Annotated in this window: 22 protein-coding genes; 3 read left to right on the top strand and 19 right to left on the bottom strand. The window is 66.5% G+C overall.

Annotated features, from left to right (window positions below):
* Nucleotides 1-26: 26 nt before the first annotated feature.
* The gene (locus DCM79_RS07940; protein WP_257179414.1) at nucleotides 27-3488 is read right to left on the bottom strand and encodes a helicase-related protein; all 3462 of its coding nucleotides are present in this window, start codon (nucleotides 3486-3488) and stop codon (nucleotides 27-29) included.
* A gap of 64 nt (nucleotides 3489-3552) precedes the next feature.
* Here DCM79_RS07940 and DCM79_RS07935 point away from each other — a divergent pair, with 64 nt between their 5' ends.
* Complete coding sequence (locus tag DCM79_RS07935; protein WP_257179412.1) at nucleotides 3553-3807, top strand: hypothetical protein; 255 nt, start codon at nucleotides 3553-3555, stop codon at nucleotides 3805-3807.
* Nucleotides 3808-4217: 410 nt separating this feature from the next.
* Here DCM79_RS07935 and DCM79_RS07930 read toward each other — a convergent pair whose 3' ends face one another.
* From DCM79_RS07930 to DCM79_RS07915, 4 genes are all read right to left on the bottom strand, one after another.
* Nucleotides 4218-5081, bottom strand: a complete 864-nt coding sequence (locus DCM79_RS07930) for a DUF3108 domain-containing protein (protein WP_257179411.1) — start codon at nucleotides 5079-5081, stop codon at nucleotides 4218-4220.
* Nucleotides 5082-5702: 621 nt separating this feature from the next.
* Nucleotides 5703-6722 carry an Hsp33 family molecular chaperone gene (locus DCM79_RS07925; RefSeq protein ID WP_257179410.1) on the bottom strand — a complete coding sequence of 340 codons (1020 nt, stop codon included), beginning with the start codon at nucleotides 6720-6722 and terminating at the stop codon, nucleotides 5703-5705.
* Nucleotides 6723-7008: 286 nt separating this feature from the next.
* Nucleotides 7009-7944: an ornithine carbamoyltransferase gene (gene argF / locus DCM79_RS07920; protein WP_257179409.1), complete on the bottom strand. Its 936-nt coding sequence runs from the start codon at nucleotides 7942-7944 to the stop codon at nucleotides 7009-7011.
* A complete protein-coding gene (locus DCM79_RS07915; RefSeq protein WP_257179408.1) occupies nucleotides 7944-9152 on the bottom strand; it encodes an aspartate aminotransferase family protein in 1209 nt (402 codons plus the stop codon). The genes argF and DCM79_RS07915 overlap by 1 nt, the downstream gene beginning before the upstream one ends.
* A gap of 469 nt (nucleotides 9153-9621) precedes the next feature.
* On the opposite strand from DCM79_RS07915, the gene DCM79_RS07910 reads away from it, so the two are divergent.
* Nucleotides 9622-10131, top strand: a complete 510-nt coding sequence (locus DCM79_RS07910) for a GcrA family cell cycle regulator (protein WP_257179407.1) — start codon at nucleotides 9622-9624, stop codon at nucleotides 10129-10131.
* A 270-nt stretch (nucleotides 10132-10401) separates the two neighbouring features.
* Here DCM79_RS07910 and phoB read toward each other — a convergent pair whose 3' ends face one another.
* The 14 genes from phoB to DCM79_RS07840 all read right to left on the bottom strand — a co-directional run bounded on the left by phoB (nucleotide 10402) and on the right by DCM79_RS07840 (nucleotide 22664).
* Complete coding sequence (phoB, locus tag DCM79_RS07905; RefSeq protein WP_008143479.1) at nucleotides 10402-11109, bottom strand: phosphate regulon transcriptional regulator PhoB; 708 nt, start codon at nucleotides 11107-11109, stop codon at nucleotides 10402-10404.
* Between the two features lie 23 nt (nucleotides 11110-11132).
* On the bottom strand, nucleotides 11133-11849 hold the full coding sequence (phoU, locus tag DCM79_RS07900; RefSeq protein WP_028138971.1) for a phosphate signaling complex protein PhoU: 717 nt from the start codon (nucleotides 11847-11849) through the stop codon (nucleotides 11133-11135).
* Between the two features lie 11 nt (nucleotides 11850-11860).
* A complete protein-coding gene (gene pstB / locus DCM79_RS07895) occupies nucleotides 11861-12682 on the bottom strand; it encodes a phosphate ABC transporter ATP-binding protein PstB (protein WP_028138972.1) in 822 nt (273 codons plus the stop codon).
* Nucleotides 12679-13524: a phosphate ABC transporter permease PstA gene (pstA, locus tag DCM79_RS07890; protein WP_257179406.1), complete on the bottom strand. Its 846-nt coding sequence runs from the start codon at nucleotides 13522-13524 to the stop codon at nucleotides 12679-12681. The genes pstB and pstA overlap by 4 nt, the downstream gene beginning before the upstream one ends.
* 4 nt (nucleotides 13525-13528) lie before the next feature.
* A complete protein-coding gene (pstC, locus tag DCM79_RS07885) occupies nucleotides 13529-14518 on the bottom strand; it encodes a phosphate ABC transporter permease subunit PstC (RefSeq protein WP_028138973.1) in 990 nt (329 codons plus the stop codon).
* A gap of 193 nt (nucleotides 14519-14711) precedes the next feature.
* Complete coding sequence (gene pstS, locus DCM79_RS07880) at nucleotides 14712-15725, bottom strand: phosphate ABC transporter substrate-binding protein PstS (RefSeq protein WP_257179405.1); 1014 nt, start codon at nucleotides 15723-15725, stop codon at nucleotides 14712-14714.
* A gap of 144 nt (nucleotides 15726-15869) precedes the next feature.
* Nucleotides 15870-17168 (bottom strand): ATP-binding protein, encoded by a 1299-nt coding sequence (locus DCM79_RS07875; RefSeq protein WP_257179404.1) that lies wholly within the window; start codon nucleotides 17166-17168, stop codon nucleotides 15870-15872.
* 44 nt (nucleotides 17169-17212) lie between these two features.
* Nucleotides 17213-18268, bottom strand: a complete 1056-nt coding sequence (locus DCM79_RS07870; protein ID WP_257179403.1) for a lysylphosphatidylglycerol synthase domain-containing protein — start codon at nucleotides 18266-18268, stop codon at nucleotides 17213-17215.
* 421 nt (nucleotides 18269-18689) lie between these two features.
* Nucleotides 18690-19121: a GNAT family N-acetyltransferase gene (locus DCM79_RS07865; protein WP_257179402.1), complete on the bottom strand. Its 432-nt coding sequence runs from the start codon at nucleotides 19119-19121 to the stop codon at nucleotides 18690-18692.
* 21 nt (nucleotides 19122-19142) lie between these two features.
* Entirely contained in the window at nucleotides 19143-19370 is a 228-nt protein-coding gene (locus DCM79_RS07860; protein WP_257179401.1) for an Rdx family protein, read from the bottom strand.
* A gap of 11 nt (nucleotides 19371-19381) precedes the next feature.
* Complete coding sequence (locus DCM79_RS07855; protein WP_257179400.1) at nucleotides 19382-20287, bottom strand: haloalkane dehalogenase; 906 nt, start codon at nucleotides 20285-20287, stop codon at nucleotides 19382-19384.
* A complete protein-coding gene (locus DCM79_RS07850; protein WP_257179399.1) occupies nucleotides 20284-20874 on the bottom strand; it encodes a TetR/AcrR family transcriptional regulator in 591 nt (196 codons plus the stop codon). The genes DCM79_RS07855 and DCM79_RS07850 overlap by 4 nt, the downstream gene beginning before the upstream one ends.
* A gap of 96 nt (nucleotides 20875-20970) precedes the next feature.
* The gene (locus DCM79_RS07845) at nucleotides 20971-21267 is read right to left on the bottom strand and encodes a hypothetical protein (protein WP_257179398.1); all 297 of its coding nucleotides are present in this window, start codon (nucleotides 21265-21267) and stop codon (nucleotides 20971-20973) included.
* Nucleotides 21268-21269: 2 nt separating this feature from the next.
* The gene (locus DCM79_RS07840; protein ID WP_257179397.1) at nucleotides 21270-22664 is read right to left on the bottom strand and encodes an OmpA family protein; all 1395 of its coding nucleotides are present in this window, start codon (nucleotides 22662-22664) and stop codon (nucleotides 21270-21272) included.
* A gap of 164 nt (nucleotides 22665-22828) precedes the next feature.
* On the opposite strand from DCM79_RS07840, the gene DCM79_RS07835 reads away from it, so the two are divergent.
* A complete protein-coding gene (locus tag DCM79_RS07835; protein ID WP_257179396.1) occupies nucleotides 22829-23887 on the top strand; it encodes a polysaccharide deacetylase family protein in 1059 nt (352 codons plus the stop codon).
* Nucleotides 23888-23913: the final 26 nt, after the last annotated feature.

Genomic DNA, 23913 nt, shown 5'->3' with positions numbered 1-23913 from the left:
TCCGCACTTCGCTTGAAAACGCTATGTCATTCCTTGCGGCCGGACAGCTGCTCTTTCAGCGCGGCGAGCTTGGCGAACGGCGAGTTCGGATCGGCGGGCCGGTCCCGCTCGCGCGGATTGGCGCTCGAGGCGTAGGGGCGCAGCGACGGACCACCCTGGCGATCGCGCCCCTTGTCGCGGTCGCGACCACGATTGTCGCGGCCCTTGTCGCGATCGCCGCCGAACTTGCCCTTGTCGCGATCACGCCCCTTGTTGTCGCGATCCTTGTTGTCACGATCCCTACCCTCGAAGCGGCGCTGCTTGTCGTCGCGCCCCTCGGGACGCGGCGCGCCTTCGCCGCCACCTTCGCGCGGCTTGCGGAAGTCTCTGCCGCCGTCCTTGCGATGGCCGCCGTGGCGATGGCGTTCATTGCGCTTCTCGCCGCCGACGGCTTCGCCGGGCGCAGCGCTCGCAGCGCCGGCCTCGCCACCGGCCTGCGCACGCTGGTTGTTGTGATGACGCTGGTGGCGGTGGCGCTCGTGGCGCGGCTTGCGGTCCTCGTGACGGCCGCCGGGACGCCAGACCTCGACCAGCTCGGGCTCGGCGGGCGCAGCCGCGGCCTCAGGCGCGGCAGCGTCGGGCGATGCAGCGGCTTCCGTTGCGGCGGTCTCGGCCGCAGCCGCATCGAGGCCGGCGGCCTCCGGAGACACTGTGGGCTCTTCCGCCGGCGGCGCGATGCCGGGGGCGTCTTCGGGCGTCACGGGCGCCTCGGCGGAGGCTTCCGGCGCGGGCGCGGCGTCGTGAGCCTGCTCGTCCTGCGGCTCGATGCCGGGAGCATCTTCGACGGTGACGGCTTCAGCGGCAACGTCGGTGGATGCGGCCGGCGCCTCGGGCAGGCCGGCAACGGCCTCCGCCGCGGTCTCGGTCGAGGTCTCGGCGCTGCCTTCAACCGGCGGCGTGTCTGCCGCGACCGTTTCAGTCACGACCTGCTCGGCCACGACGGGCTCAGCAACGACGGGCTTGGGCGGCAGCGGCGGACGCTTCTCCATGCGATAGCCGAGCGCGCGCAGCACCGACGCAAAATCCTCGCCGGCGGAGCCGGTGAGCGAGGTCATCGCCTGCGTCACGACGAAGCTGCGGCCGTCGAAGGCGCCGGCGGGCTTCTCGCCGGATGCGTTCTCGCGCCAGGCCAGCGCCGGGCGGATCAGATCGGCCAGTCGCTCCAGAATGTCGACGCGCACGGCGCGTTCGCCGGCCTGCTTGTAGCCGAGCACGCGATAGGCATCGCGCGGCAGCGCCTTGTCGACCGGGAACGAGGTGCGCCCCGAGGAGGCCAGATGCTGCGCGCCCGACAGCGAGGACAGATCGACATTGTCCTGCTTCAGCGCCCACAGCAGCGCCGCGAGCGCGCGCGCGGCGGGCTTGAGCAGGCCGGGGAAATAGATGTGATAGGCGCCGAAACGGACGCCGTATTTGCGCAACACCGCGCGCGAGGACTGGTCGAGATCCTTCAGCTCGTTGGCGATCTTGGGACGCTCGAGCACGCCGAGGGCCTCGACGAGCTGAAAGGCGATGCCGCGGGCGATGCCGGTGACGTCCTCGGCCTTGGAGAGCTCGAACATCGGCCCGAGCAGCTTCTCGATATGGGTCTTGAGCCAGAGCTCGATCCGCGCCTGCACCTTGTCGCGGGGGGCGCCGGTCAGGCGCTCGTCGGAGATGATGCGGATGCGCGGATGCAGCGCGTCCTCTGCGGCAGACAGCCGCGCCACGGCATCGCCGGTCCAGCGGATGATGCCTTCCGAGGTCAGCACGAACTGGTCGTCCGGCGCGTTGCCGAGCCGTTCGGCGCGCATGTTGATCTCGCCGGCGAGCACCGCTTGCGCTGCAGCCTGCAAGGCTTTCGCATCGGAGCCTGCTTCCGCAGCGTCCGGTGCAAAGGTGAAGCCGTCGAGGCGGCCGATGACATGGCCTTCGACGATGACTTCGCCGGTCTTGCCGATTTCAGTATTCAAGCTCGTGTTCTCCCGCAGGCGGCGCATCAATACACTGGTCCGGCGATCAACGAAACGCTCAGTCAAGCGTTCATGGAGCGCATCCGATAATTTATTTTCGACTTCCCGCGTGATTCCCTGCCAGCGCTCGGGGTCTTTCAGCCAGTCCGGGCGGTTGGCGACGAAGGTCCAGGTGCGGATCTGCGCGATCCGGGCCGACAGCGTGTCGATATCGCCGTCGATGCGGTCGGCCTGGGTGACCTGGGCTTCATACCAGGCATCGGGGATGCAGCCCTTCCGCATCAAAAAGCCGTACAGCGTCGTCACCAGCTCGGCATGGGCGGCCGGCGACAGTTTGCGGTAGTCGGGGACCTGGCAGGCCTCCCACAGCCGTTCCACCGCGACCTTGCCATGTGCGATATCGCGCACCTCGCCGTCGCGGGCGGCGTGGTCGAGCACGCGCATGTCCTCGGCAACAGGCGCGCGCGTCAGCGCCTCGTGGCCGGGCGCGAGGTTGAGCGACACCTGCAGCGCGCCGAGCGAGGAGAAATCCAGCTTCGAATTGCGCCATTGCAGCATCTTCACGGCATCGAAGGTGTGGTTCTGCAGCGCGTTGACGAGCTCGGGCTCGAACGGCGCGCAGCGGCCGGTGGTGCCGAAGGTGCCGTTGCGGGTGGCGCGGCCGGCGCGGCCTGCGATCTGCGCGAATTCGGACGGCGTCAGCCGGCGGAACTGATAGCCGTCGAACTTGCGGTCGGAGGCGAAGGCGACGTGGTCGACATCGAGATTGAGGCCCATGCCGACGGCGTCGGTGGCGACGAGATAATCGACGTCGCCGTTCTGGAACATCTCGACCTGCGCGTTGCGCGTGCGCGGCGACAGCGAGCCCAAAACAACAGCAGCGCCGCCGTGCTGGCGGCGGATCAGTTCGGCGATGGCGTAGACTTCATCGGCCGAGAACGCGACGATGGCGGTGCGGCGCGGCTGGCGCGTGATCTTGCGGTCGCCGGCGAATTCCAGCTGCGACAGCCGGGGCCGCGTGATCATGGACACGCCGGGCAGCAGGCGCTCGATGATCGGGCGCATGGTGGCCGCGCCCAGGAGCAGCGTCTCGTCGCGGCCGCGGCGGTTGAGGATGCGATCGGTGAAGACGTGGCCGCGTTCGAGATCGGATGCGATCTGCACCTCGTCGACGGCGAGGAAGGAGAGATCGAGGTCGCGCGGCATCGCCTCGACCGTCGAGACCCAATAGCGCGGATTCCTGGGCTTGATCTTCTCCTCGCCGGTGACGAGCGCGACCGCCTCGCTGCCGACCCTCGCGGCGATCTTGTTGTAGACCTCGCGCGCGAGCAGGCGCAGCGGCAGGCCGATCATGCCCGAGGGATGCGCGAGCATCCGCTCGATGGCGAGATGGGTCTTGCCGGTGTTGGTCGGTCCGAGCACCGCGGTGACGCCAGCGCCGGGCACGCGATCGGACGCCGTGCGCTCGGAAGCAAAGGGGGAGGAGGAAAAAGCCATGTCTGAGGGATTAGGTAGTGGCGATTTGGGCGAATGTCAGTGCTGGATTGGGGCGGGGAGGTGCATGGCGCCGAATGCGGGTACCGCTGTCATCGCCCGGCTCGACCGGGCGATCCAGTACGCCGCGGCGGTCGTGACAAAGCCGAAGGGCCTCGGCGTACTGGATGCCCCGGTCAAGCCGGGGCATGACAGCGGAGGGTGGGGAAGCATCGCCGAAAATCCCGCGCAACTGTCTCACTTTGCGACGCTTTTCCTGTCCGTCTTAAGCTTCGGAACGACTCTAGAACGAATCGCGGCCGAATCGCTGACTCCAGATTGAGTCCCGTTCCGTTCACGCAAGATGTCGCGCCAGTCCTATCGGCGACGACTAGATGGAGTTTTCGCTCCTCGGACAAGTGACGTTTCGAGGGCGGAAAGCCTTAAGTTGGGGACGGCGGGGAGTCGAATCAGAATCGGGGAGGAGTCAAATGGATTCCCGGCGGCGACCGGCCCAACTGATTTTTGCGAAAACAACCCCATGCACAGTAGAACGGCCATTGAATTTGCTTGCTTTTTCTCGCCTCTCCTCCCCGGTCATGCTGGGGCGCGACGCAGTCGCGAGCTATGGTGCGCAATCGCGCACCTGAGAGTCCATCGGACCGCAGAGACGGTCGCGCGATGGATTCCGGGCTCGCGCCAAGAGGCGCGCCCCGGAATGACGGCGGAGAGGAACGCTGCGGCCAGCAGGCTTTACTGCGTCTTCGCCACGCGCGGCGGCTGGGCGGTGGTGACGAAGCTGGTGGCTTCCAGCATGGCCGGGCCAAGCGGCGTCGGCACTTTCAGCCAGAACGGCACCAGGACGCGGGTGCCCGCCACCGGCGCGAAGGCGATCTCGATGTTGCGCTGGGTGGCGAGGTACTTGATCACGGGGCGGTCGGGGATGTAGCCGGCGACCGGCACGAAATAGAGCGAGCAGACCACGACCGGGCCGCGATAGCCCTTTTCCGCCTTCACGGTCTCCATGCGCTTGAAATCGAGCTTGAGGTCGTAGCGCATGCGGCCGTCGAACACCGGGGCCGAGCTGTGGCAGGCCTCCGGCGAGACCGGGTCGCCATTGCCGGGCACGCGCAGCAGCGAGGCCGTCATCGGGTCCCAGACGCCGCGGCGATGGGCGTCGGTGACGACGATGCGGTCGGGGTCGACCGGCGGCTCGGGGAGGATGGAAAAATCCTTCACATTGCCCTTGTCGAGCGTGATGCGGATCTCTTCGGTCTTCTTCTGCGTCGTCGTGGAGGCCTGGTAGCCGGTCGCAACCAGCGCGCCATTGACGATGCGGCCCTGCGCGGCGCCGGTGCCGGAGCCGCCGGTGAACGACTTCAGCAGGCCCGTGGTGCCGCCGGCCGCGGCGGCCGAATAGACGTCGTCCTGGATGTCGATGTTCCAGCCGCCCTTGCCGACGGGAATGCCTGCCAGCGAGGCCTCATATTGCGCCTCGAGCTTGCCCTGCGCCGCCGCCGGCATCGCGCCCCACAGCACGCCCAGGCCGCAAAACGCCGCCAGCCAGCCGGCCAGGCGCGGCCGCAGGGAGCGCGATGTGGGCGCAGACAAGGGCATTATGAGCACGAAACAATCCAATCGGGCCGCGATGCGCTGTTACTTAAGCCAGAAACCGCGACAAGCAATGTGTCCGGGCCTGTCGAACCGGGAACTCCACCGGACTCTTCCAGCGCGAATACGCCCTTTATATGATGGTAAGGCGCGACAAACATTGCCGTTTTGGTGATGGGAAGGCAGCCGCGGGCTCCCTTACCTCTCCCGCTTGCGGGAGAGGTCGCGCCGCAGGCGGGGGTGAGGGCTTTCTCCTCTAGGGGACACTCACGTCTGCCCCCCCAGAGGAGACACCCTCTCCCCACGGTTCAGGCTCACAGGGACTACCCGCCCTGCCCGTCCCATCTCGTGCCGACGCTGCCGCGTCCACCGCAAGCCCGGCTCGCGATCAAGACGACCTCGAGATCGCCCCTCCTGGATGAGCCGGGATGGGCGACACATACGCCAAAACCGAATTTCGGTAAAGTGGAATATTTTTGCGCGATGGGATTGACAGCGGGCGACACACCAGGTGCCGTAGGGTGGGCAAAGGCGCGGAGCGCCGTGCCCACGATCTAGCTACATGAACCGAGACAGACCGTGGGCACGCTTCGCTTTGCCCACCCTACGAGAGCTACGAGAGTTCGCTCACGCGTCTTCCACGCCGGCCTCGTGCGGGGTGAATTGATAGACCGAAGAGCAAAACTCGCAGGTCACGACCACCTTGTCGTCCTTGACCATCGCGGCGCGGTCGTCGGGCGAGAAGCTCTTGAGCATCGCGGCAACCGCATCGCGCGAGCAGGAGCACTGCGCCTTAAGAACCAGCGGATTGAACACGCGCACGCCGCGCTCGTGGAACAGGCGGAACAGCAGCCGCTCGCCGGAGAGCTCGGGATCGATCAGCTCGACGTCCTCGACTGTCTCGATCAGCGAACGTGCCTCGACCCAGGCATCGTCCTCGGTGACGGCATGCACCTCGACGCCGTCAGGGGCATCGCCGGGATGCAAGTCCGCCTGCCGCGCGCGCTCCGGCGCCTTCGGCAGAAACTGCATCAGCATGCCGCCGGCGCGCCAGCGATGCTTGCCGCCGTCGCTGGAGCGCCACTCCTCGCCGACCGCGAGACGCACCTTGGTCGGGATCTGCTCGGAGCGCAGGAAATATTCGTGGGCGGCGTCTTCCAGGCTGCCGCCGTCGAGCGCGACCAGGCCCTGGTAGCGGCTCATGTCGGGGCCCTGGTCGATGGTCATGGCGAGATGACCGCGGCCGAGCAGCGCGCCGGGGCGCATGCCGGATTCCTGGGCCTCGCCGAGACGCGCGGCATCGAAGCGGGCATAGGCGCGCAGGCGATCCGGCGCCTGGTAGTCCACCACCAGGAACGACACCGGACCGTCGGTCTGGGCCTGGAGGATGAAGCGCCCTTCGAATTTCAGCGCGCTGCCGAGCAGCGTCGTCAGCACGATGGCCTCGCCGAGCAGCTTGCCGACGGGCGCGGGATAATCGTGCTTGGTCAGGATGTCGTCGAGCGCCGGGCCAAGCCGCACCAGGCGCCCGCGCACGTCGAGCGCGTCGACCTCGTAGGGCAGCACGGCGTCATCGATCGGAACTGCGGATGGCGCGCGAACCGGGCCTTTGGACCCGGTCTTCATGTCAGGAGATTGGGAGATCATGGCGCTGTATCTGGGGTCGGAGGGTGGAAAATGGAAGGGGCGCGTTCCCGATGCGATGAGGGTGCACAACGCTACAGCAAACTCGGTGTCGTCCCGGGGCGCGCAAGGCGCGAACCCGGGACCCATAACCACAGGATCACGTCATCCTGCGAGGTGGCAACTCCGAGTCCTCGCCAAACCACGGCCTGTGGTTATGGGTCCCGGATCGGCGCGCCGCTGTGCGGCGCTTGTCCGGGACGACAGTGGTGGATGCGGCGGCCACCGCAGCCACTGCTTTTCGCCCGGGCTACTTCACCGCGTCGAAGCACCAGGCCAAGATGCCCTTCTGCGCGTGCAGGCGGTTTTCGGCCTCGTCGAACACGACCGATTGCGGGCCGTCGATCACTTCATCGGTGACCTCCTCGCCGCGATGGGCGGGCAGGCAATGCATGAACAGCGCGTCTCGCTTGGCGAGCGACATCAGCTTGCCGTTGACCTGGTAGGGCTTGAGCACGTTGTGGCGATGCTCGCCTTCCTTGTCGCCCATCGACACCCAGGTGTCGGTGACGACGCAATCGGCGCCGCGCACGGCGGCTTCCGGATCGGTGCCGAGCACGATCGGCGCGCCGGTCGCCTTGATCCAGTCGCGCATCGCCTTTTTCGGCGCGAGCTCCGGAGGGGTTGCGACGTTGAGCTGGAATTTGAAGCGCTCGGCGGCGTGGGCCCAGGACGCCAGCACGTTGTTGTCGTCACCGGTCCAGGCCACCGTCTTGCCCTCGATCGGGCCGCGATGCTCCTCGTAGGTCATGAGGTCGGCCATCACCTGGCAGGGATGCGAGCGCCGCGTCAGGCCGTTGATGACGGGTACGGTGGCGTTGGCCGCAAGCTCCAGCAACGCATCGTGATTGAGGATGCGGATCATGATGGCGTCGACATAGCGCGACAGCACGCGCGCGGTGTCGGCGATGGTCTCGCCGCGGCCGAGCTGCATCTCGGCGCCGGTGAGCATGATCGCCTCGCCGCCGAGCTGGCGCATGCCGACGTCGAACGACACCCGGGTCCGCGTCGAGGGACGCTCGAAGATCATCGCCAGCGTCTTGCCTTCGAGCGGCCGTACCGGCTGATGCGCCTTCTGCTTCGCCTTCATCGCGCTCGACGCGGCGAGCATGCGCTTGAGCTCCGACAAGGGCAGCTCGTTGATGTCGAGGAAGTGCTTCGGCGTCTTGGTCGGGGACTTGCTCATCAGCTTGCCGCCCGCTTGCTCTGGCCGGCCGACAAGGCGGTGCAGGCGCGCTCCAGCCGCCCGACGCTGTCCTCGATCTCGGCTTCGGTGACGATCAAGGGCGGCAGGAAGCGCACGACATTGTCGCCGGCCCCGACGGTCAGCAGCTTTTCGTCGCGCAAGGCGGCGACCAGGTCGCCCGAGGGCACGACGGCCTTGATGCCGATCAGGAGGCCCTCGCCGCGCACCTCGCCGACGATATCGGGGTGACGGTCGATCACCGAGGCGAGCTTCTGCTTGAGCAGCAGCGACATCTTCTGCACGTGGTCGAAGAAGCCGGGCTTGAGCATGACGTCGAGCACGGCGTTGGCCGCGGAGATCGCCAGCGGATTGCCGCCGAAGGTCGAGCCGTGCGAGCCGGGCCCCATGCCGGCGGCCGCGTCCGCGGTCGCCAGCACGGCGCCGATCGGGAAGCCGCCGCCGAGCGCCTTCGCCAGCGACATCACGTCAGGCGTAACGCCGGTGCGCCGATATGCGAACAGATCGCCGGCACGGCCCATGCCGGTCTGCACCTCGTCGAAGGCGAGCAGCAGGCCCTTCTCGTCGCAAAGCTGGCGCAGTGCCTTGAGGAACGCCGGTGGTGCCGAACGCACGCCGCCCTCGCCCTGGATCGGCTCGATCAGGATACCGGCGGTGTCAGGCCCGATCGCCTTCTTGACGGCGTCGAGGTCGCCATGCGGCACCTGATCGAAGCCGTCCATCGGCGGACCGAACCCTTCGAGATATTTTGCCGATCCCGTCGCAGCGAGCGTCGCCAGCGTGCGGCCGTGGAAGGCGCCTTCGAAGGTGATGATGCGGTAGCGCTCCGGGTGCCCCTTGGAGAAGTGATGATGGCGCACCAGCTTGATCACGCCCTCCAGCGCCTCGGCGCCGGAATTGCAGAAGAACACCAGGTCGGCAAAACTCTCGTGGCACAGGCGCGCGGCGAGCTTCTCGCCGTCCGGGCTCTGGAACAGGTTCGACATGTGCCACAGCTTCGTCGCCTGCTCCTGCAACGCCTTGATCAGATGCGGGTGGCAATGGCCCAGCGCATTGACGGCGACGCCCGAGGTGAAATCGAGATAGCGATCGCCATTGGTCGCGATCAGCCAGCAGCCTTCGCCGCGCTCGAAACCGAGGTTGGCCCTGGCGAAAACGGGAAGCAAATGCGGGGCTGCGCTGTTAGTCATGACGGCCACATGATGTTGCGGACGGTGTGAGGCGTGCATTGCGCAACGCACCATCCACCGGCCCGGAAAACGAAACGTGCCGCCTTTTAAGGGCGGCACGCGCGACTATCTTAGGCCTGGTGAAACGGGTGTCAATGCCGCCCGAAAGCCCCAGGAAACGGTGATGAAACGGTGATTCCGTAGTCTTGCGGTCGCGATTTTGCGGGTTTTTCACCACGGAACATGTGGAAGCGAGTCGGCGGACTCTTGCGCGCGAGTCACGCCATATTGTAGCGTTTGGCTTGTCAGATACGACATCTCGTGCGGCAGTTCTGATCCCAAGAGTCCTCATGTACCGGCGTAAACGTTCGGGCGTCAGTTGCGCGCCCGGCGAGCCCTAAGGGATTCGAGCGGCACGGGTTTTTCGAGGCTTAGGCATTCGCCGCATGGACCGCCAGGATGGCAGCCGCGCGGCGAGGGAAAGGGTGCAATGACGGTTTTGACCTGGTCCGACGATCGCGTCGAGCAGCTGAAAAAGCTCTGGGAGGCCGGATTGTCGGCCAGCCAGATCGCAGCAGAGCTCGGCAATGTGACCCGCAATGCCGTGATCGGCAAAGTGCACAGGCTCGGCCTGTCCGGCCGCGCCAAGAGCCCTTCGTCGGCCGCGCCCCGGCCGCGCAAGGCGCGTCCCGCCCAGCACATGATGCGGGTGACGCGCCCCATCGCGCGCGGCAACACTGCGCTGGCGCAGGCCTTCGAGGTCGAGGTCGAGGCCGAACCGGTCACCTACGACAACGTGGTGCCGATGAGCCAGCGGCTGTCGCTGCTCGAATTGAACGAGGCGACCTGCCACTGGCCGGTGGGCGATCCCTCGAGCCCGGATTTCTTCTTCTGCGGCGGCAAGGCCCTGTCCGGCCTGCCCTATTGCGCCCAGCACTCGCGCGTGGCGTATCAGCCGGCGGCGGATCGGCGCCGCGCGGCCCCGAAGCCCACGCGCTGAGCTGCGCGGAATTAACTGACTGCAAAGACGGCAGCCGTCACGCGACGGCGCCTCAACCAACTCGGTGTCATCCCCGCGAACGCGGGGATCCAAAACCACAGGGCGTAATTGTTGCGCGAGATGGTGGCTTCGAGTCTTCGTCAAACCACGCCCTGTGGCTATCGCGACGAGCGCAAGCGCTCGCGCGGATGTCCCGGGCTCGCGCTGCGCGCGCCCCGGGACGACGACAGCTGAGATTGGCCACAGCTGCAGCAAACACCTCACCCGCCCTTACGTCTGCTCCGCCTTGGCGAAACGGTCGTCCAGCGCGTAGCCGGCGCCGCGGACGGTGCGGATCGGGTCCTGCTCGCGGCCGAGATTGAGCAGCTTGCGCAGGCGGCCGATATGGACGTCGACGGTGCGCTCGTCGATGTAGATGTCGCGGCCCCAGACGCTGTCGAGCAGCTGCTCGCGCGAGAACACGCGGCCGGGATGCTCCAGGAAAAACTCCAGCAGGCGATATTCGGTCGGGCCGAGATCGATCGGGCGGCCGGAGCGCGCGACGCGGCGCTTGTCGCGATCGAGCTCGATGTCGCCATAGGCCAGCACGGTGGCGAGCCGCTCGGGACTGGCGCGCCTGAGCAGGCCCTTCACGCGCGCGAGCAGCTCCGGCACCGAGAACGGCTTGACGATGTAGTCGTCGGCGCCGGTCGCAAGGCCCCGCACCCGCTCGCTCTCCTCGCCGCGCGCGGTGAGCATGATGATCGGCAGCTGCTTGGTCTCGGGCCGGGTGCGCAGGCGCCGGCACAGCTCGATGCCGGAGAGGCCCGGCAGCATCCAGTCGAGCACGATCAAATCGGGAATGTGTTCCTTGAGGCGGGTGTCGGCGTCGTCGCCGCGCATCACCGTCTCGACGTCATAGCCGTCGCCTTCGAGGTTGTAACGCAGAAGCTCGGTAAGAGCTTCCTCGTCCTCAACCACCATAATGCGTGCGCCCATGTTGTCGTCGCTCCTTGAGGTCTTCAGGTATTCGGGATCGTCGTGGCGAAATTGGTCATGTCGCCCTTCGGCCGCTTGTCGGTGATCGCCTGGCCCTCGATCATGTAGAACACGGTCTCGGCGATGTTGGTGGCGTGGTCGCCGATGCGCTCGATGTTCTTGGCGCAGAACATCAGATGGATGCAGAACGAGATGTTGCGCGGATCCTCCATCATGTAGGTCAGGAGCTCGCGGAACAGCGAGGTGCAGATCGCGTCGACCTCCTCGTCGCCCTTCCACACCGCCATCGCCGCCGGCAGATCGTGCGCGGCATAGGCGTCGAGCACGCTCTTGACCTGCTGCTGCACCAGGTCGGTCATGTGCTCGAGGCCGCGGAACAGCTTGAGCGGATGGAAGTCGGTCTCCAGCGCGGCGACGCGCTTGCCCATGTTCTTGGCGAGGTCGCCGATGCGCTCGAGGTCGGTCGCGACGCGCATGGCGCCGACGATCTCGCGCAGGTCCACCGCCATCGGCTGGCGGCGGGCGATGGTGAGCACGGCGCGCTCCTCGATGCGCTTCTGCAGCGCGTCGAGATCGGCGTCGATGGCGACGACGCGCTGGCCGAGCGCGACGTCGCGGCGGATCAGCGCATCGACGGAATCGACGATCATGCGCTCGGCGATGCCGCCCATCTCGGCGACCAGACGCGTGAGCTCCTGGAGGTCGGTGTCGAAGGCCTTTGCGGTATGTTCGGTACCCATGTTGCGTCTCCTCAGCCGAACCGGCCGGTGATGTAGTCCTGCGTCCGCCGGTCGGTCGGCGACGTGAAGATCTTGCTGGTGTCGTCGAACTCGATCAGCTCGCCGAGATACATGAAGGCGGTCTTGTCGGAGACGCGCGCCGCCTGCTGCATGTTGTGGGTGACGATCGCGATCGTGTAGTTCTCGGACAATTCCTGGATCAGCTCCTCGACCTTGGCGGTCGAGATCGGGTCGAGCGCCGAGCACGGCTCGTCGAACAGGATCACCTCGGGCCGCACCGCGACGGTGCGGGCGATACAGAGGCGCTGCTGCTGGCCGCCGGAGAGCGACAGGCCGGAGGCGTTGAGCTTGTCCTTGACCTCGTTCCACAGCGCGCCGCCGCGCAGCGCCTTCTCGACGCGGTCGTCCATCTCGGACTTGGAGATCTTCTCGTAGAGGCGGATGCCGAAGGCGATGTTCTCGTAGATCGTCATCGGGAACGGGGTCGGCTTCTGGAACACCATGCCGACCCGGGCGCGCAGCAGGTTGAGGTCGAGCTTGGGGTCGAGAATGTTGGTGTGGTCGAGCAGCAGCTGGCCGGTGGCGCGCTGGCCCGGATAGAGGTCGTACATCCGGTTGAAGATGCGAAGCAGGGTCGACTTGCCGCAACCGGACGGGCCGATGAAGGCCGTGACACGGTTGGTGCCGAGCGCCAGATTGATGTTCTTCAGCGCGTGGTGCTCACCGTAGTAGAAGTTGAGGTTGCGCGCGGTGACCTTGGCAGGCGCCTCGGGCAGCGGCTGCGAGCCGGGGTGAACGGTCGGCGCGCTGACGGAAACAGACATTTCACTCATTTTGCAGTCCTCTCGGCACCAAGGATGCGGGCGCCAATGTTCAGGGCAAGCACGGTCAGGGTGATCAGCAGCGCGCCGCTCCAGGCGAGCTGCTTCCAATAGGCGTAGGGGCTCTGCACGAAGTTGTTGATGGTGACCGGCAGGTTCGCCATCGTCTTGTCGAGGCCGAGGCTGAAGAACTGGTTGGACAGCGCGGTGAACAGCAGCGGGGCGGTCTCGCCGGCGACGCGCGCCGTGGCGAGCAGCACGCCGGTGATGAGGCCCGAGCGCGCGGCGCGATAGGCGATGCGCTTGATCACCAGCGAGCGCGGCAGACCCAGCGCGCTGGCGGCTTCGCGCAGCGGGTTCGGCACCAGCAGCAGCATGTCCTCCGTGGTGCGCACCACGACCGGGATCACGATCACGGCGAGCGCCAGCGCACCCGCGATCGCAGAGAAGCCCCGCATCGGCACCACCACCGCGCCGTAGATGAACAGGCCGATGATGATCGAGGGCGCCGAGAGCAGGATGTCGTTGATGAAGCGGATCACCGAGGTCAGCTTGTCGTTGCGGCCGTACTCGGCGAGATAGGTGCCGGCGAACAGGCCGAGCGGCGCGCCGATGCCGACGCCGATCACGGTCATGATGATCGAGCCGACGATGGCGTTGCGCAGGCCGCCCTCGGTCGAGCCCGGCGGCGGCGTGTCCGCGGTGAAGATCTGCACGTTGAGGCCGCTGACGCCGTTGTAGAGCAGCGTGACCAGGATCAGCGCGAGCCAGGTGACGCCGAAGGCGGCGGCGGCGATGCAGAGGCCGCGGATGATGACGTCCCAGCGGCGGCGGCGTGCATAGATCGGGTTCATGGCTTCACTTTCCGGCCTTGGTTTCCAGGCGCATCAGCATCAGCCGCGCGGCCGCGAGCACGAAGAACGTCAGCACGAACAGCAGCAGGCCGAGCAGGATCAGGCCGGACTGGTGCAGGCCGTCGCTCTCGGCGAACTCGGACGCGATCGCCGCCGAGATCGTCGTGCCCGGCGCGAAGATCGACGAAGAGATGCGGAACGAATTGCCGATGATGAAGGTCACCGCCATGGTCTCGCCGAGCGCACGGCCCAGCGCCAGCATGACGCCGCCGATGATGCCGACGCGGGTGTAGGGGATCACCACGCTGCGGACGACCTCCCAGGTGGTGCAGCCGACGCCGTAGGCGGCTTCCTTCAGGACCGGCGGCACCGTCTTGAACACGTCGACCGAGATCGAGGTGATGAAGGGCAGCACCATGATGGCGAGGATCAGCGCGGCGTTGAACAGGCTGAGATAGGACGGTGGACCTGCGAAGATCGCGCCCAGCACCGGGACGCCGTCGAACACCCTGATCATGAACGGCTGGAAGGTGTTGGCCAGGAACGGGCCCAGCACGAAGAAGCCCCACATGCCGTAGATGATCGACGGGATGCCGGCGAGCAGCTCGATCGCCATGCCGATCGGGCGGCGCAACCATTGCGGACAGAGCTCGGTGAGGAAGATCGCAATGCCGAGACCGACCGGAATGGCGATCAGCATCGCGATGAAGGACGTGACGAGCGTGCCGTACATCGGCCCGAGCGCGCCGAGCACGGGCGGATCGGCCGACGGCGCCCAGCGCTGCGTCCACAGGAAGGAGAGGCCGTATTCCTTGATCGCCGGGAACGCGCCAATGACCAGCGACATGATGATGCCGCCGAGAATGAGCAGCACCGAGATCGCGGAGAGCCGCGTGATCCAGTAGAAGGTGACGTCGCCGAGCTTGAACGCGCCCAAGGCCTTGGCACGGTCATACGGTCCGGCGTCGTCGATTACATCGCTCTGAACGGCCATCTCTGCCACGCCGATCCCCTGTACCCGTTTTATACACTTGTTTTTGGTGCCGTGCCCCGGATGCGGTGCAGCGCGAAGCGGTGCGCCGCTGATCCGGGGCTTGGCGTTTTTTGGGTCCCGGCTCTGCGGAGCGGCACACTGGACGATGCTTCGCATCCCCAGGGCCGCACCGCGTCAGGGACACGGAGAGAGCTCAGCTCTTGATCTCGGCAGCCCAGGTCTTCTCGATCTGCTTGACGACCGTGTCGGGCATCGGGATGTAGTCGAGCTCCTCCGCCATCTTGTCGCCCTTCTCGAACGCCCACTTGAAGAACTTGATGGCTTCCTGGGACGCCGCCTTGTCGGTCGCATCCTTGTGCATCAGGATGAAGGTCGCGCCGGTAATCGGCCACGATGCTTCGCCGGGCTGGTCGGTCAGGATCACATAGTAGTTCTTGGAGCCGGCCCAGTCGGCGTTGGCGGCGGCAGCCTGGAAGGCCGCAACGGTCGGCTGCACGGCCTTGCCGGCCTTGTTGATCAAGGCGCCGTAGGTCAGCTTGTTCTGCTTGGCATAGGCATACTCGACATAGCCGATCGAGTTCTTGGTCTGGCTGACATTGCCCGCGACGCCTTCATTGCCCTTGGCGCCAACACCCGTCGGCCACTCGACCGCAGTACCGGCACCGACCTTGCTCTTCCACTCGGCATTGGTCTTCGTCAGGAAATCGGTCCAGATGAACGTGGTGCCGGAGCCGTCGGACCGACGCACGACGGTGATGGCGTCCGAGGGCAGCTTCACGTTGGGATTGAGCTTGGCGATCGCCGGGTCATTCCAGGTCTTGACCTTGCCGAGATAGATGTCGCCCAGCAACTCGCCGGAAAACACCAGCTCGCCCGACTTGATGCCTTCGAGATTGACGACCGGCACCAAGGCACCCATCGCCTGCGGCCACTGGATCATTCCGTCCTTTTCGAGCTGCTCAGCCTTGAGGGGCATGTCGCTCGCGCCGAAGGTCACGGTCTTGGCCTGGATCTGCTTGATGCCGCCGCCCGAACCGATCGACTGGTAGTTCAGACCGTTGCCGGTCTCCTTCTTGTAGGCGTCGGCCCACTTGGAATAGAGCGGGAACGGGAACGTCGCGCCGGCGCCGGTGATGTCGGCCGCAAAGGCTGCGGTCGCCGATGCGGCGACCAAGCCGGCAGCGACCATCGTCTTGAGGAAATTCATGCTGGTCTCCATTGGGGGGAGCGAAGCGCCATCCGCGCCCGATCGCGCTCCCCACGCCGCCCATGTAGGAGCGGTCGGCTGTGCTTTTACGAAGGTTTCGTGACAGCTGGATGACACCTACAAGCAATTGATATTGCTTGTATTTCAGGCCGTCGCGGGAGTCTTGATCTGGGGAAAACAGGCGGTGAAAGTGGCGCCCTGCCTGGGCACGCTTTCGATCAGGAGCCGGCCGCGATGGCGGTTAAGAATATGTTTCACCAGCGATAATCCGAGCCCGGTGCCGCCCTGCGAACGGCTGTCGCCGACGTCCACGCGGTAGAACCGCTCGGTCAGCCGCGGCAAGTGCTCGGGCGCGATGCCGGGGCCGAAATCGCGGACCATGATCCGGATTTCCTGAGTTCCGTCAGTGGCCGCGCCCGAGGTCAGCGACACGATGACACGTCCGCCGGAGGCGCCGTATTTGAGGGCGTTCTCGATCAGATTCTCGAACAGGCGGAGCAGCTCCTCGCGGTCGCCGGCGATCATCACCGGGCTGTCCGGCAAATGGATCCCGACCTCGACCTGGCGCTCGCGCGCCAGCGGCTCGAGCCCGTCGGCGACCTGTCGGATGATCGGCAGGAGATCGACCAGGGTGTCGGGCCGGACATGGGCAGACAGTTCGACCCGCGACAGCGACAGCAGATCGTCGATCAGGCGCGCCATGCGAGTGGCCTGGTTATGCATGATGCCGAGGAAGCGCTCGCGCGCCTTGGGATCGTCCTTGGCCTGGCCCTGCAGCGTGTCGATGAAGCCCGAGAGCGCGGCCAGCGGCGTGCGCAGCTCGTGGCTGGCATTGGCGACGAAGTCGGCCCGCATCTCCTCGACCCGGCGCAGCGGCGTCTGGTCGTGGAAGGTCATCAGCATGCATTTGTCGGCGCCACCGAAGCTGGTCGGCACCGGCACCGGCGTGATCATGAGCTCCATCCAGCGATCGACCGGGACATGATCGAGATAGGTCGCGCGCCGCGGCTCGGTGGTCGCGATCGCCTCGCGCAGCGCCGTGATGATCTCGGGCGAGCGCAGCGCGAACTGGGCGAGCTCGTTCCTGCGCAGCGCCGGCGCGAGCTGGGCGGCGGCGGCATTGAGGTGGATGACGCGGCCGGCGCGGTCGAGCAGCACCGCCGGATCCGGCATGCCGGAGACCACCGCGGCCACCGCCGCGCTCTCGACCGGGTTGATGCGACCGACGTCGTCGCGCGAAGCGGCGGGATCATGCAGGCGCCACGGGATCAGCGCCGCGGCGGCGATGCAGAGGAACACCGCAATGGCGTGCAGCGCCGACAATTCGCCGAGCGAGACCACGACGGACAGCGCCAGCGCCGCAGCGATCAGGATGATCGTCGAGTGCCGCAGCCGGTCGGACCAGGGCTGGGCGGAGGGAGAAGATGGGGCGTCGATCGCCATCGGGGCGGACTTCTCCTCGGAGCTTGTCTCAAAGCTTGGCGCCGTCAGGCGCCGCTGTCGCTACGCTCTCTCACATAAGCGGCTTCGCGCGCCGGGCCGGGATCGAGCTTGAGCGCCGCCTGCTGCAGGCGCTTCGATCGTGCGCCGATGATAACCTCACGAAACGTCAGCAAGATTACAGAGATGACGAACGGGGACAGATAATAGAGCACCCGGAACAGCAGCATGCCGCCGAGCAGCTCCTCGCGGTCCATCTGCCAGAGGCCGACCAGCATGGCGGCGTCGAACACACCGAGCCCGCCGGGCGAATGGCTGGCGAAGCCGAGCAGCGTTGCCGACACGAAAATCACCGCGACCACGACGAAGCCGACATTGGGCTCGTCAGGGACCAGCACGTACATCGCCAGCGCGCAGAAGCCGAGATCGATGATGCCGATCGCGATCTGGAGGAGCGTCAGCGGGCCGCCCGGCAGCACCACGGTCCAGGGCCCGCGGCCGACCACGCGCGGCTGGGTCCAGACCCAGACCACGTAACCGACCAGGCCTGCGATGAGCATCAGCGCCAGCGTCCGGTTCAGCCACGGCGGCAGCTGGTCGATCGAGGCGGCGGCCTCGGGGTGATAGGCGATGCCGAGGCCGAGCACGGCGGCATTGCCGAGCCAGAAGGTCAGGCCGGCGAGGAAGCAGATCTTGGCGACGTCGATCGCATTCAGCCCATAGGCCGAATAGATGCGATAGCGCACCGCGCCGCCGGTGAAGACCGAGGCGCCGACATTGTGGCCGATCGAATAGGAGGTGAAGGCGGCGAGCGCGTTGATGCGGTAGGGCACATGGTCGCGGCCGATCGCGCGCACGGCGAACAGGTCGTAGAAGGTCAGGGTGAAATAGCCTGCGGCAACGAACAGCGCCGCCATCGCAATCTGGGTCGGCTCGGTGCTCTTGATCGCCTCGAGGACCTCGTTGAAGTCGATGCCGCGCAGCATGTGGTAGAGCACATAGCAAGCGATGCCGATGACCGCGACGCTGATCACAACGCCAAGCTTATGCAGGACTTGCTTCTCGCGCAGAAACGACGTCGCCCTGCGTATGGCTTCCAGCATCTAGACCTCGAACAACGCTTCAGCGGCCAGAACGGCCGGCGGACAGGCGGACGGCACACAGGCACGCGACGACCCCTCGCCGCCGGCTCCGGCATCGCGCATGCCCCCTGCCCCTCCACTAGCGCGTTTTGGGGCGGAGAGGAATTCGCCAATTCGAACAAAAACACGTGCCTTCAATATTTTAGGCAGGGTCCTGGCTCCTGATGCAGGGTTTGGCGCCTCTAGCGGCAAGGCTTGACGCGAATCTCCCTGGCGATCCTGCGCAGAGGCCATGAAGTTTTGATGATTTCGGCCGCACAATGTTCCGTCACGCCTTAGGCTGACGTCAATCTATGGACGGCGCGCGGCTGTTGAAAGAGGGCGGCTCCGGACCGCGTTGACGGTCTGCCGATGCGCCGGAAGGTCGCGGGGCCGTCCCCCCTCAAGGGGCGGTCAGATAGCCGCGGCGATAGGCGCCGGCCTGATCGTCGAAGATCGCCATGGCGGTCGTCATCCGCCTGAAACCCAGGCGCTCGTAAAAGCCTTCCTTGCCGGGCACGGCATAGAGGATGATCTTGCGATGGCCGCGGCAACGCACAAGCAGACGTTCGATAATGCCGCGGCCAAGACCCTGCCCCTGGCGGTCCGGGTGGACGGCGATATCGCAGAGATAGGCGCAGTCGCGGCCGTCGGCCAGCACGCGTCCCGCTCCGACGATGCGGCCGTCCTCGATGGCGAAGGCGCTAAACATGCTGTTGCCGAATACCAGCGCAAGATCGGCCGGCGCCTTGTTGCCGAGCGGGGCGATCCGATAGAGCTCGGATAGCTCACCCCAGTCGATGCCGGCGAGATCGTCGGCCCAGACCATGGACATCGCGAAAAAACCTCCTGAGGCTCAGCCCCGCGCGGCACTGACGGCAGCGACGATGTCGTCGCCGTCAGGAAAATAGCCTTTGCTGCGGCTGGCGACGATGCGGTCGCCGAGCCTGACCTGGAAGACGCCGCCCTTGCCGGGGACGAGGTCGGCGTCCAGCCCCAGCTGCCGGCGCAGCGCCGCGGCCGCCTCCTTGGCGCGCTTCTCATAGCCGCACGGGCGGCAATAGATGATGGTCACGTCCGACATCCCGTCCTCCGTCAGGCCGCTAGCTGTGGAAGCACTGCCTCGATGCCGGCAATCCAACCGGCCACCGAACGACCGATCGCGTCGGGATGATCCTCCTGCAGGTAGTGCCGGCCGGGCCCGAGGCGGACGAGCGCGCAGTGCCGCAGCGAGGCCGCGAACGCCTCGGCAAATGCGGGAGCGACCACCGCGCCCGGCTCGCCTGCGAACAGCAGCTTCGGATAGGAGGACGCCTTCAGCGAAGCATGAGCCGCTTGCAGCGCCTGATAGACGTCGGCGGGCTCGCCCGCGATCGGCAGCTCACGCGGGAATGCCAGGACCGGACCGCGGCTCTCCGGCGTCGGAAAGGGCGCGCGGTAAGGCGCCATCTCGTCTTCGCTCAGAGTGCGCATGATGCCGCCGGGCAGCACGCGTTCGACGAAGGCGTTCGCCTCCAGGATCATGGCCTCGCCCTCGCCCGGCGTCCTGAATTTGCGGAAGGTCTCGCGCGCTGCTTCGACCTGGTGGAAATCCTGCCAGGTCGGCATCGGCCGGATGAACTCCATGAAGGCAAGGCCGCGCACGAAGTCCGGCCGGCGCGCAGCGAGATGAAATGCGAGCGCGGTCCCCCAATCCTGCGCGACGAGATAGGCGGAGGAAATGCCGAGCTGCTCGATCAGCGCGTCGAGATAACGCACATGGTCGACGAAGCGGTAGGCGATGTCGGGTTTGCCGGACCGGCCGAAGCCGATGAGATCGGGCGCAATGCAATGCGCCACCGGCGCCACCAACGGCAGGATGTTTCGCCAGATGTGCGACGAGGTCGGATTGCCGTGCAGGAAGAGCGCGACCGGCGCGTCCTGGGCGCCCGTCTCGCGATAGGCCATGGTGCTTCCCAGCACGGACGCGTTGCGAATCTGAATCTCGGCTTGCTGGCTCATGTCGGCTCCTTGAAGACGGTCTTGAATGCGATGGTCTTGAAACGCTCGAGCGCCTGGGGCGTGCGGTCGACCTTCATGCGCAGGATCGCGCCCTGCCAGGACGCGAGCAGGAAGTCGGCAAGCTCCTCGGGCTCGAATTCGGAATCGATCTCGCCGCTTGTCTGCGCCTCGCGGATGCAGGCGGCGAAGGGCATGCGCCACTCGGCGAAGATCTCGGCAAGGCGGGCGCGCAGCATCTCGCTGCTGCCGGCCGCCTCAAGGCTGAGATCGCCGATCAGGCAGCCGCGGCCGTAGCCGTCGGCTTCGAGCCGTCCGGTAATGATATCGAGATAGCGTTTGAGCCGGGCTCGCGGGGTCAGCGAGCCGTCTTCAAGGGCCTCCGCGACCAATCCCTTCGTGATCTCGAAATAGCGATCGAGCACCTCCGCGGCGAACACTTCCTTGGAGCGGAAATGATTGGTGAAGGACCCCTGTGGCGCGCCCGCCGCGGCGGTGACATCGCGCACGCTGGTGCCGTGATAGCCGGTCCGGAACATGACCTTGAGGCCGGCATCGAGGATGGCGTCTTTGAGGGAAGGTTTGGGCATGGAGGATATAATACGTACGTACGTATTAATGTCAAGCGCTGACATTTCCCGGCTCTTGATGACCGGTGACGAGACAAAGGGGCCGGTGACGGAGCCTCAGCCGGTCCGCATGCTGCGCGCGACCACGCGGTCGCGCAGCCAGGCGCCGATGGTGCAGCCGACGAGGTAGCAGGCGAACATGATCAGGCCGAGGTCGAGCCAGTAGCCGAAGCGGCCGGGGACCACATGGGCGAACGAGGCCGCGACCAGGGCGGCGACGAGCGCGGCGAGCCAGCGCGCGGTCACCTTCGAGGTGCCGTTGCCGCGCTGGACCACCGAGATCCAGCCCATGCAGAAGCCCAGCAGCAGCGAGCCGATCAGCCAACCCAGATGGAACGAGACGAGATAGGGCATCGTCACCTCACCAGAAATTCGATGCGGCGGTTCTTCGCCTTGCCGTCGTCGGTGTCGTTGCCGGCGACCGGCTGCGTGCTGCCATGGCCGACCGCTGTGAAGCGGCTCGCGGGCAGGCCGGCCTTGACCAGATAGTCGATCACCGCCTGGGCGCGCTTCTCGGAGAGGGCCCGGTTGAAGCCATCCTCGCCGTCGGCATCGGTATGCCCGGCAACCTCGATATTCACGGCTGGGCAACGCAGCGCCGTCTCGATCAGGTGATCGAGGATGGCGACGGAATCCGGATCGATGTCGGCACGCTTGGGCGTGAAGCGGATCTTGCCCTTGGCCAGCAGGTCGGTGAACAATTGCTGGCACACGGTGCCGTCGACCGGCCCTGCCGCGGGCTTCACGGTGATCTCCGGCTTGTACTGCCAGTGCTTGGGGAAGTCCTTGCCGAGGCCAGCGCGGATGTCGTTGGCGGCCCCCTCGTAGAGCGCATCGCCCGACAGCTTCACCTCGCGGTCCGACACGACGAGCGTGCCGGTCGACAGCCGCGAGAGGGCGCCGAGCGCGGCGACCACGGCCGTGTTGAAGGAGCCGGGGGCGCCGATGCTGGCCTTGAGATTGTCGACCACCTTCTCGGTGAAGAACTTTCGCGCGGCGCTGGTGGCGATCGCCGCATGCACGTTGTTGTCGGGGACGTAGCCGGTCAGCGTCACGGTCGCCGCGACCGGATCCTTGTAGGCCTGGAAGATGTAGGGCGGCGCCTTGACGTCGTTGGCGGCGACGGAGAAGCCCTCGGGCAGGTTCTTCAGCGCAGCCGCGATCGCCTCGCGGCCGCCGAGCTCGCGCGCCATGCCCGACAGATTGACCTTGGTATCCGTGATCGTGATCTTGCCGTCCTTCAGCTTGCCGATCTGGTCGAGCAGCAGCATCGCGGCGGCTTCGAACCGGGGCGGCGCACCGCGCGCCAGCCCCATCTGGTCGGCCACCTCGGCGCCGCCGACCTCCTTGCGGGCCGCCTCGGTCAGCCGGCCCTTGATCGACGGCAGCGGCGCGGAGCCCGACAGCGTCACCCGCACCACGTCGCGCTCGGCGTTCCAGACGAACGGCTGGGCCTCGGGAACGAGCCGGGTCCGGTCGTCGACCAGGCGCACGCCCGGGACGGTCTCGACCGCCGTCACGGCGTCGCGGCGCCCCTCCTCGGAGAAGGCGTCCGCGACCAGGCTGACGTCGCGGCCGTCGACCGCGATCCGGGTCTTGTCCAGAACGGTCCCCTTCAGCGCGGCCGAGCTGCGGGCCGACAGGTCGGCCTCCACCGGTAAGGTGTTATTCCAGGCCGCAAATCCCCACATGACGGCCAGTGGAATCAGCCCCAGCCACCATTTGCTGGCCCACCTGAAAAGCTTCTGCATTCGACGACCCGAACTCTGGAACCGGAGACAAAACAAACCCTTGGCAGGCTGTCAAACCGGAAATGGCGCCCTTCCGAAGGCACGGGTCGGACAATCGGAATAACTTTTTCTTCAAGGGTTCTTCCGTAAGTTGAGGACGGAATACCAGAGTCCGCCGACGGGTCATGAAACAACTACGTAACAACGTCATCCGCGCCGGGCTGGGAGCACTTTATTTCAGCGGGGCGCACCATCTGCTGCGCCCGCTTTTGTCGGGCGTCGGCGCCATTTTCATGCTGCACCACGTGCGGCCGGCCCGCGAGGCCGCGTTCCAGCCGAACCGGCATCTCGAGGTCACCCCCGAATTCCTGCGCGCCACGCTGTGCCATTTGCGCTCGATCGACGTCGACATCGTCACCATGGACGAGCTGCATGAGCGGCTGGTGCAGGGCCGCTTCGACCGCCGCTTCGCCGCCTTCACCTTCGACGACGGCTATCGCGACAATCTGGACCATGCGCTGCCTGTGCTGCGCGAATTTGACGCGCCGCTGACGGTCTATGTCGCGAGCGATTTTGCCGAAGGCACCGGACGGCTGTGGTGGACGGCGCTGGAGGCCGTGATCGCCAAGGCCGAGCAGATCGACATCAAGATCGGCCATTCCGCGCTGCGGCTCGATGCGACGACGCCCGCGGCCAAGCAGGCCGCGTTCGACCGCCTGCACGATTGGCTGCGCGCGCTGCCGGGCGAGCATGATCTGGCGCGGGAGATCGAGGCGCTCTGCGCGGCGTACGACGTCGACATGGCTGCGCTGTGCCGCAGCCTCTGCCTGTCCTGGCCCGAGCTGAAGAGATTTGCCGCCGATCCGCTGGTCACGATCGGCGCGCATAGCGTCAGCCATTGCAACCTCGCCAAGCTGGCGGAAGACATCGCCGCAGAGGAGCTGGCCGTGAGCCGCGCGCGGATCGAGCAGGCGCTGGAGCGTCCCGTGCTGCATCTCGCCTATCCCTATGGCGACCGCGGGGCCGCAGGCGTGCGCGAGTTCGGCATGGCTGCGACGGCCGGCTTCAAGACCGCGGTGACGACGCGGCCCGGCATGCTGTTTGCCGAAAATGCCGGCCAGATGACGGCGCTGCCGCGCGTCTCGCTCAACGGCAATTACCAGGACGCGCGAATCCTGCCGGTGCTGACCTCGGGCGCCGCGACCGCGATGTGGAACGGTTTCCGCCGGATCGCGGCGGCATAGCTGCCGCTCCGCTCTCCGCTGTCGTC

The sequence above is a fragment of the Bradyrhizobium sp. WBOS07 genome, assembly GCF_024585165.1.
Lineage (GTDB): Bacteria > Pseudomonadota > Alphaproteobacteria > Rhizobiales > Xanthobacteraceae > Bradyrhizobium > Bradyrhizobium japonicum_B.
The sequence above is the reverse complement of the archived record's forward strand: the minus strand, read 5'-3'. Positions and strand labels throughout refer to the sequence as shown.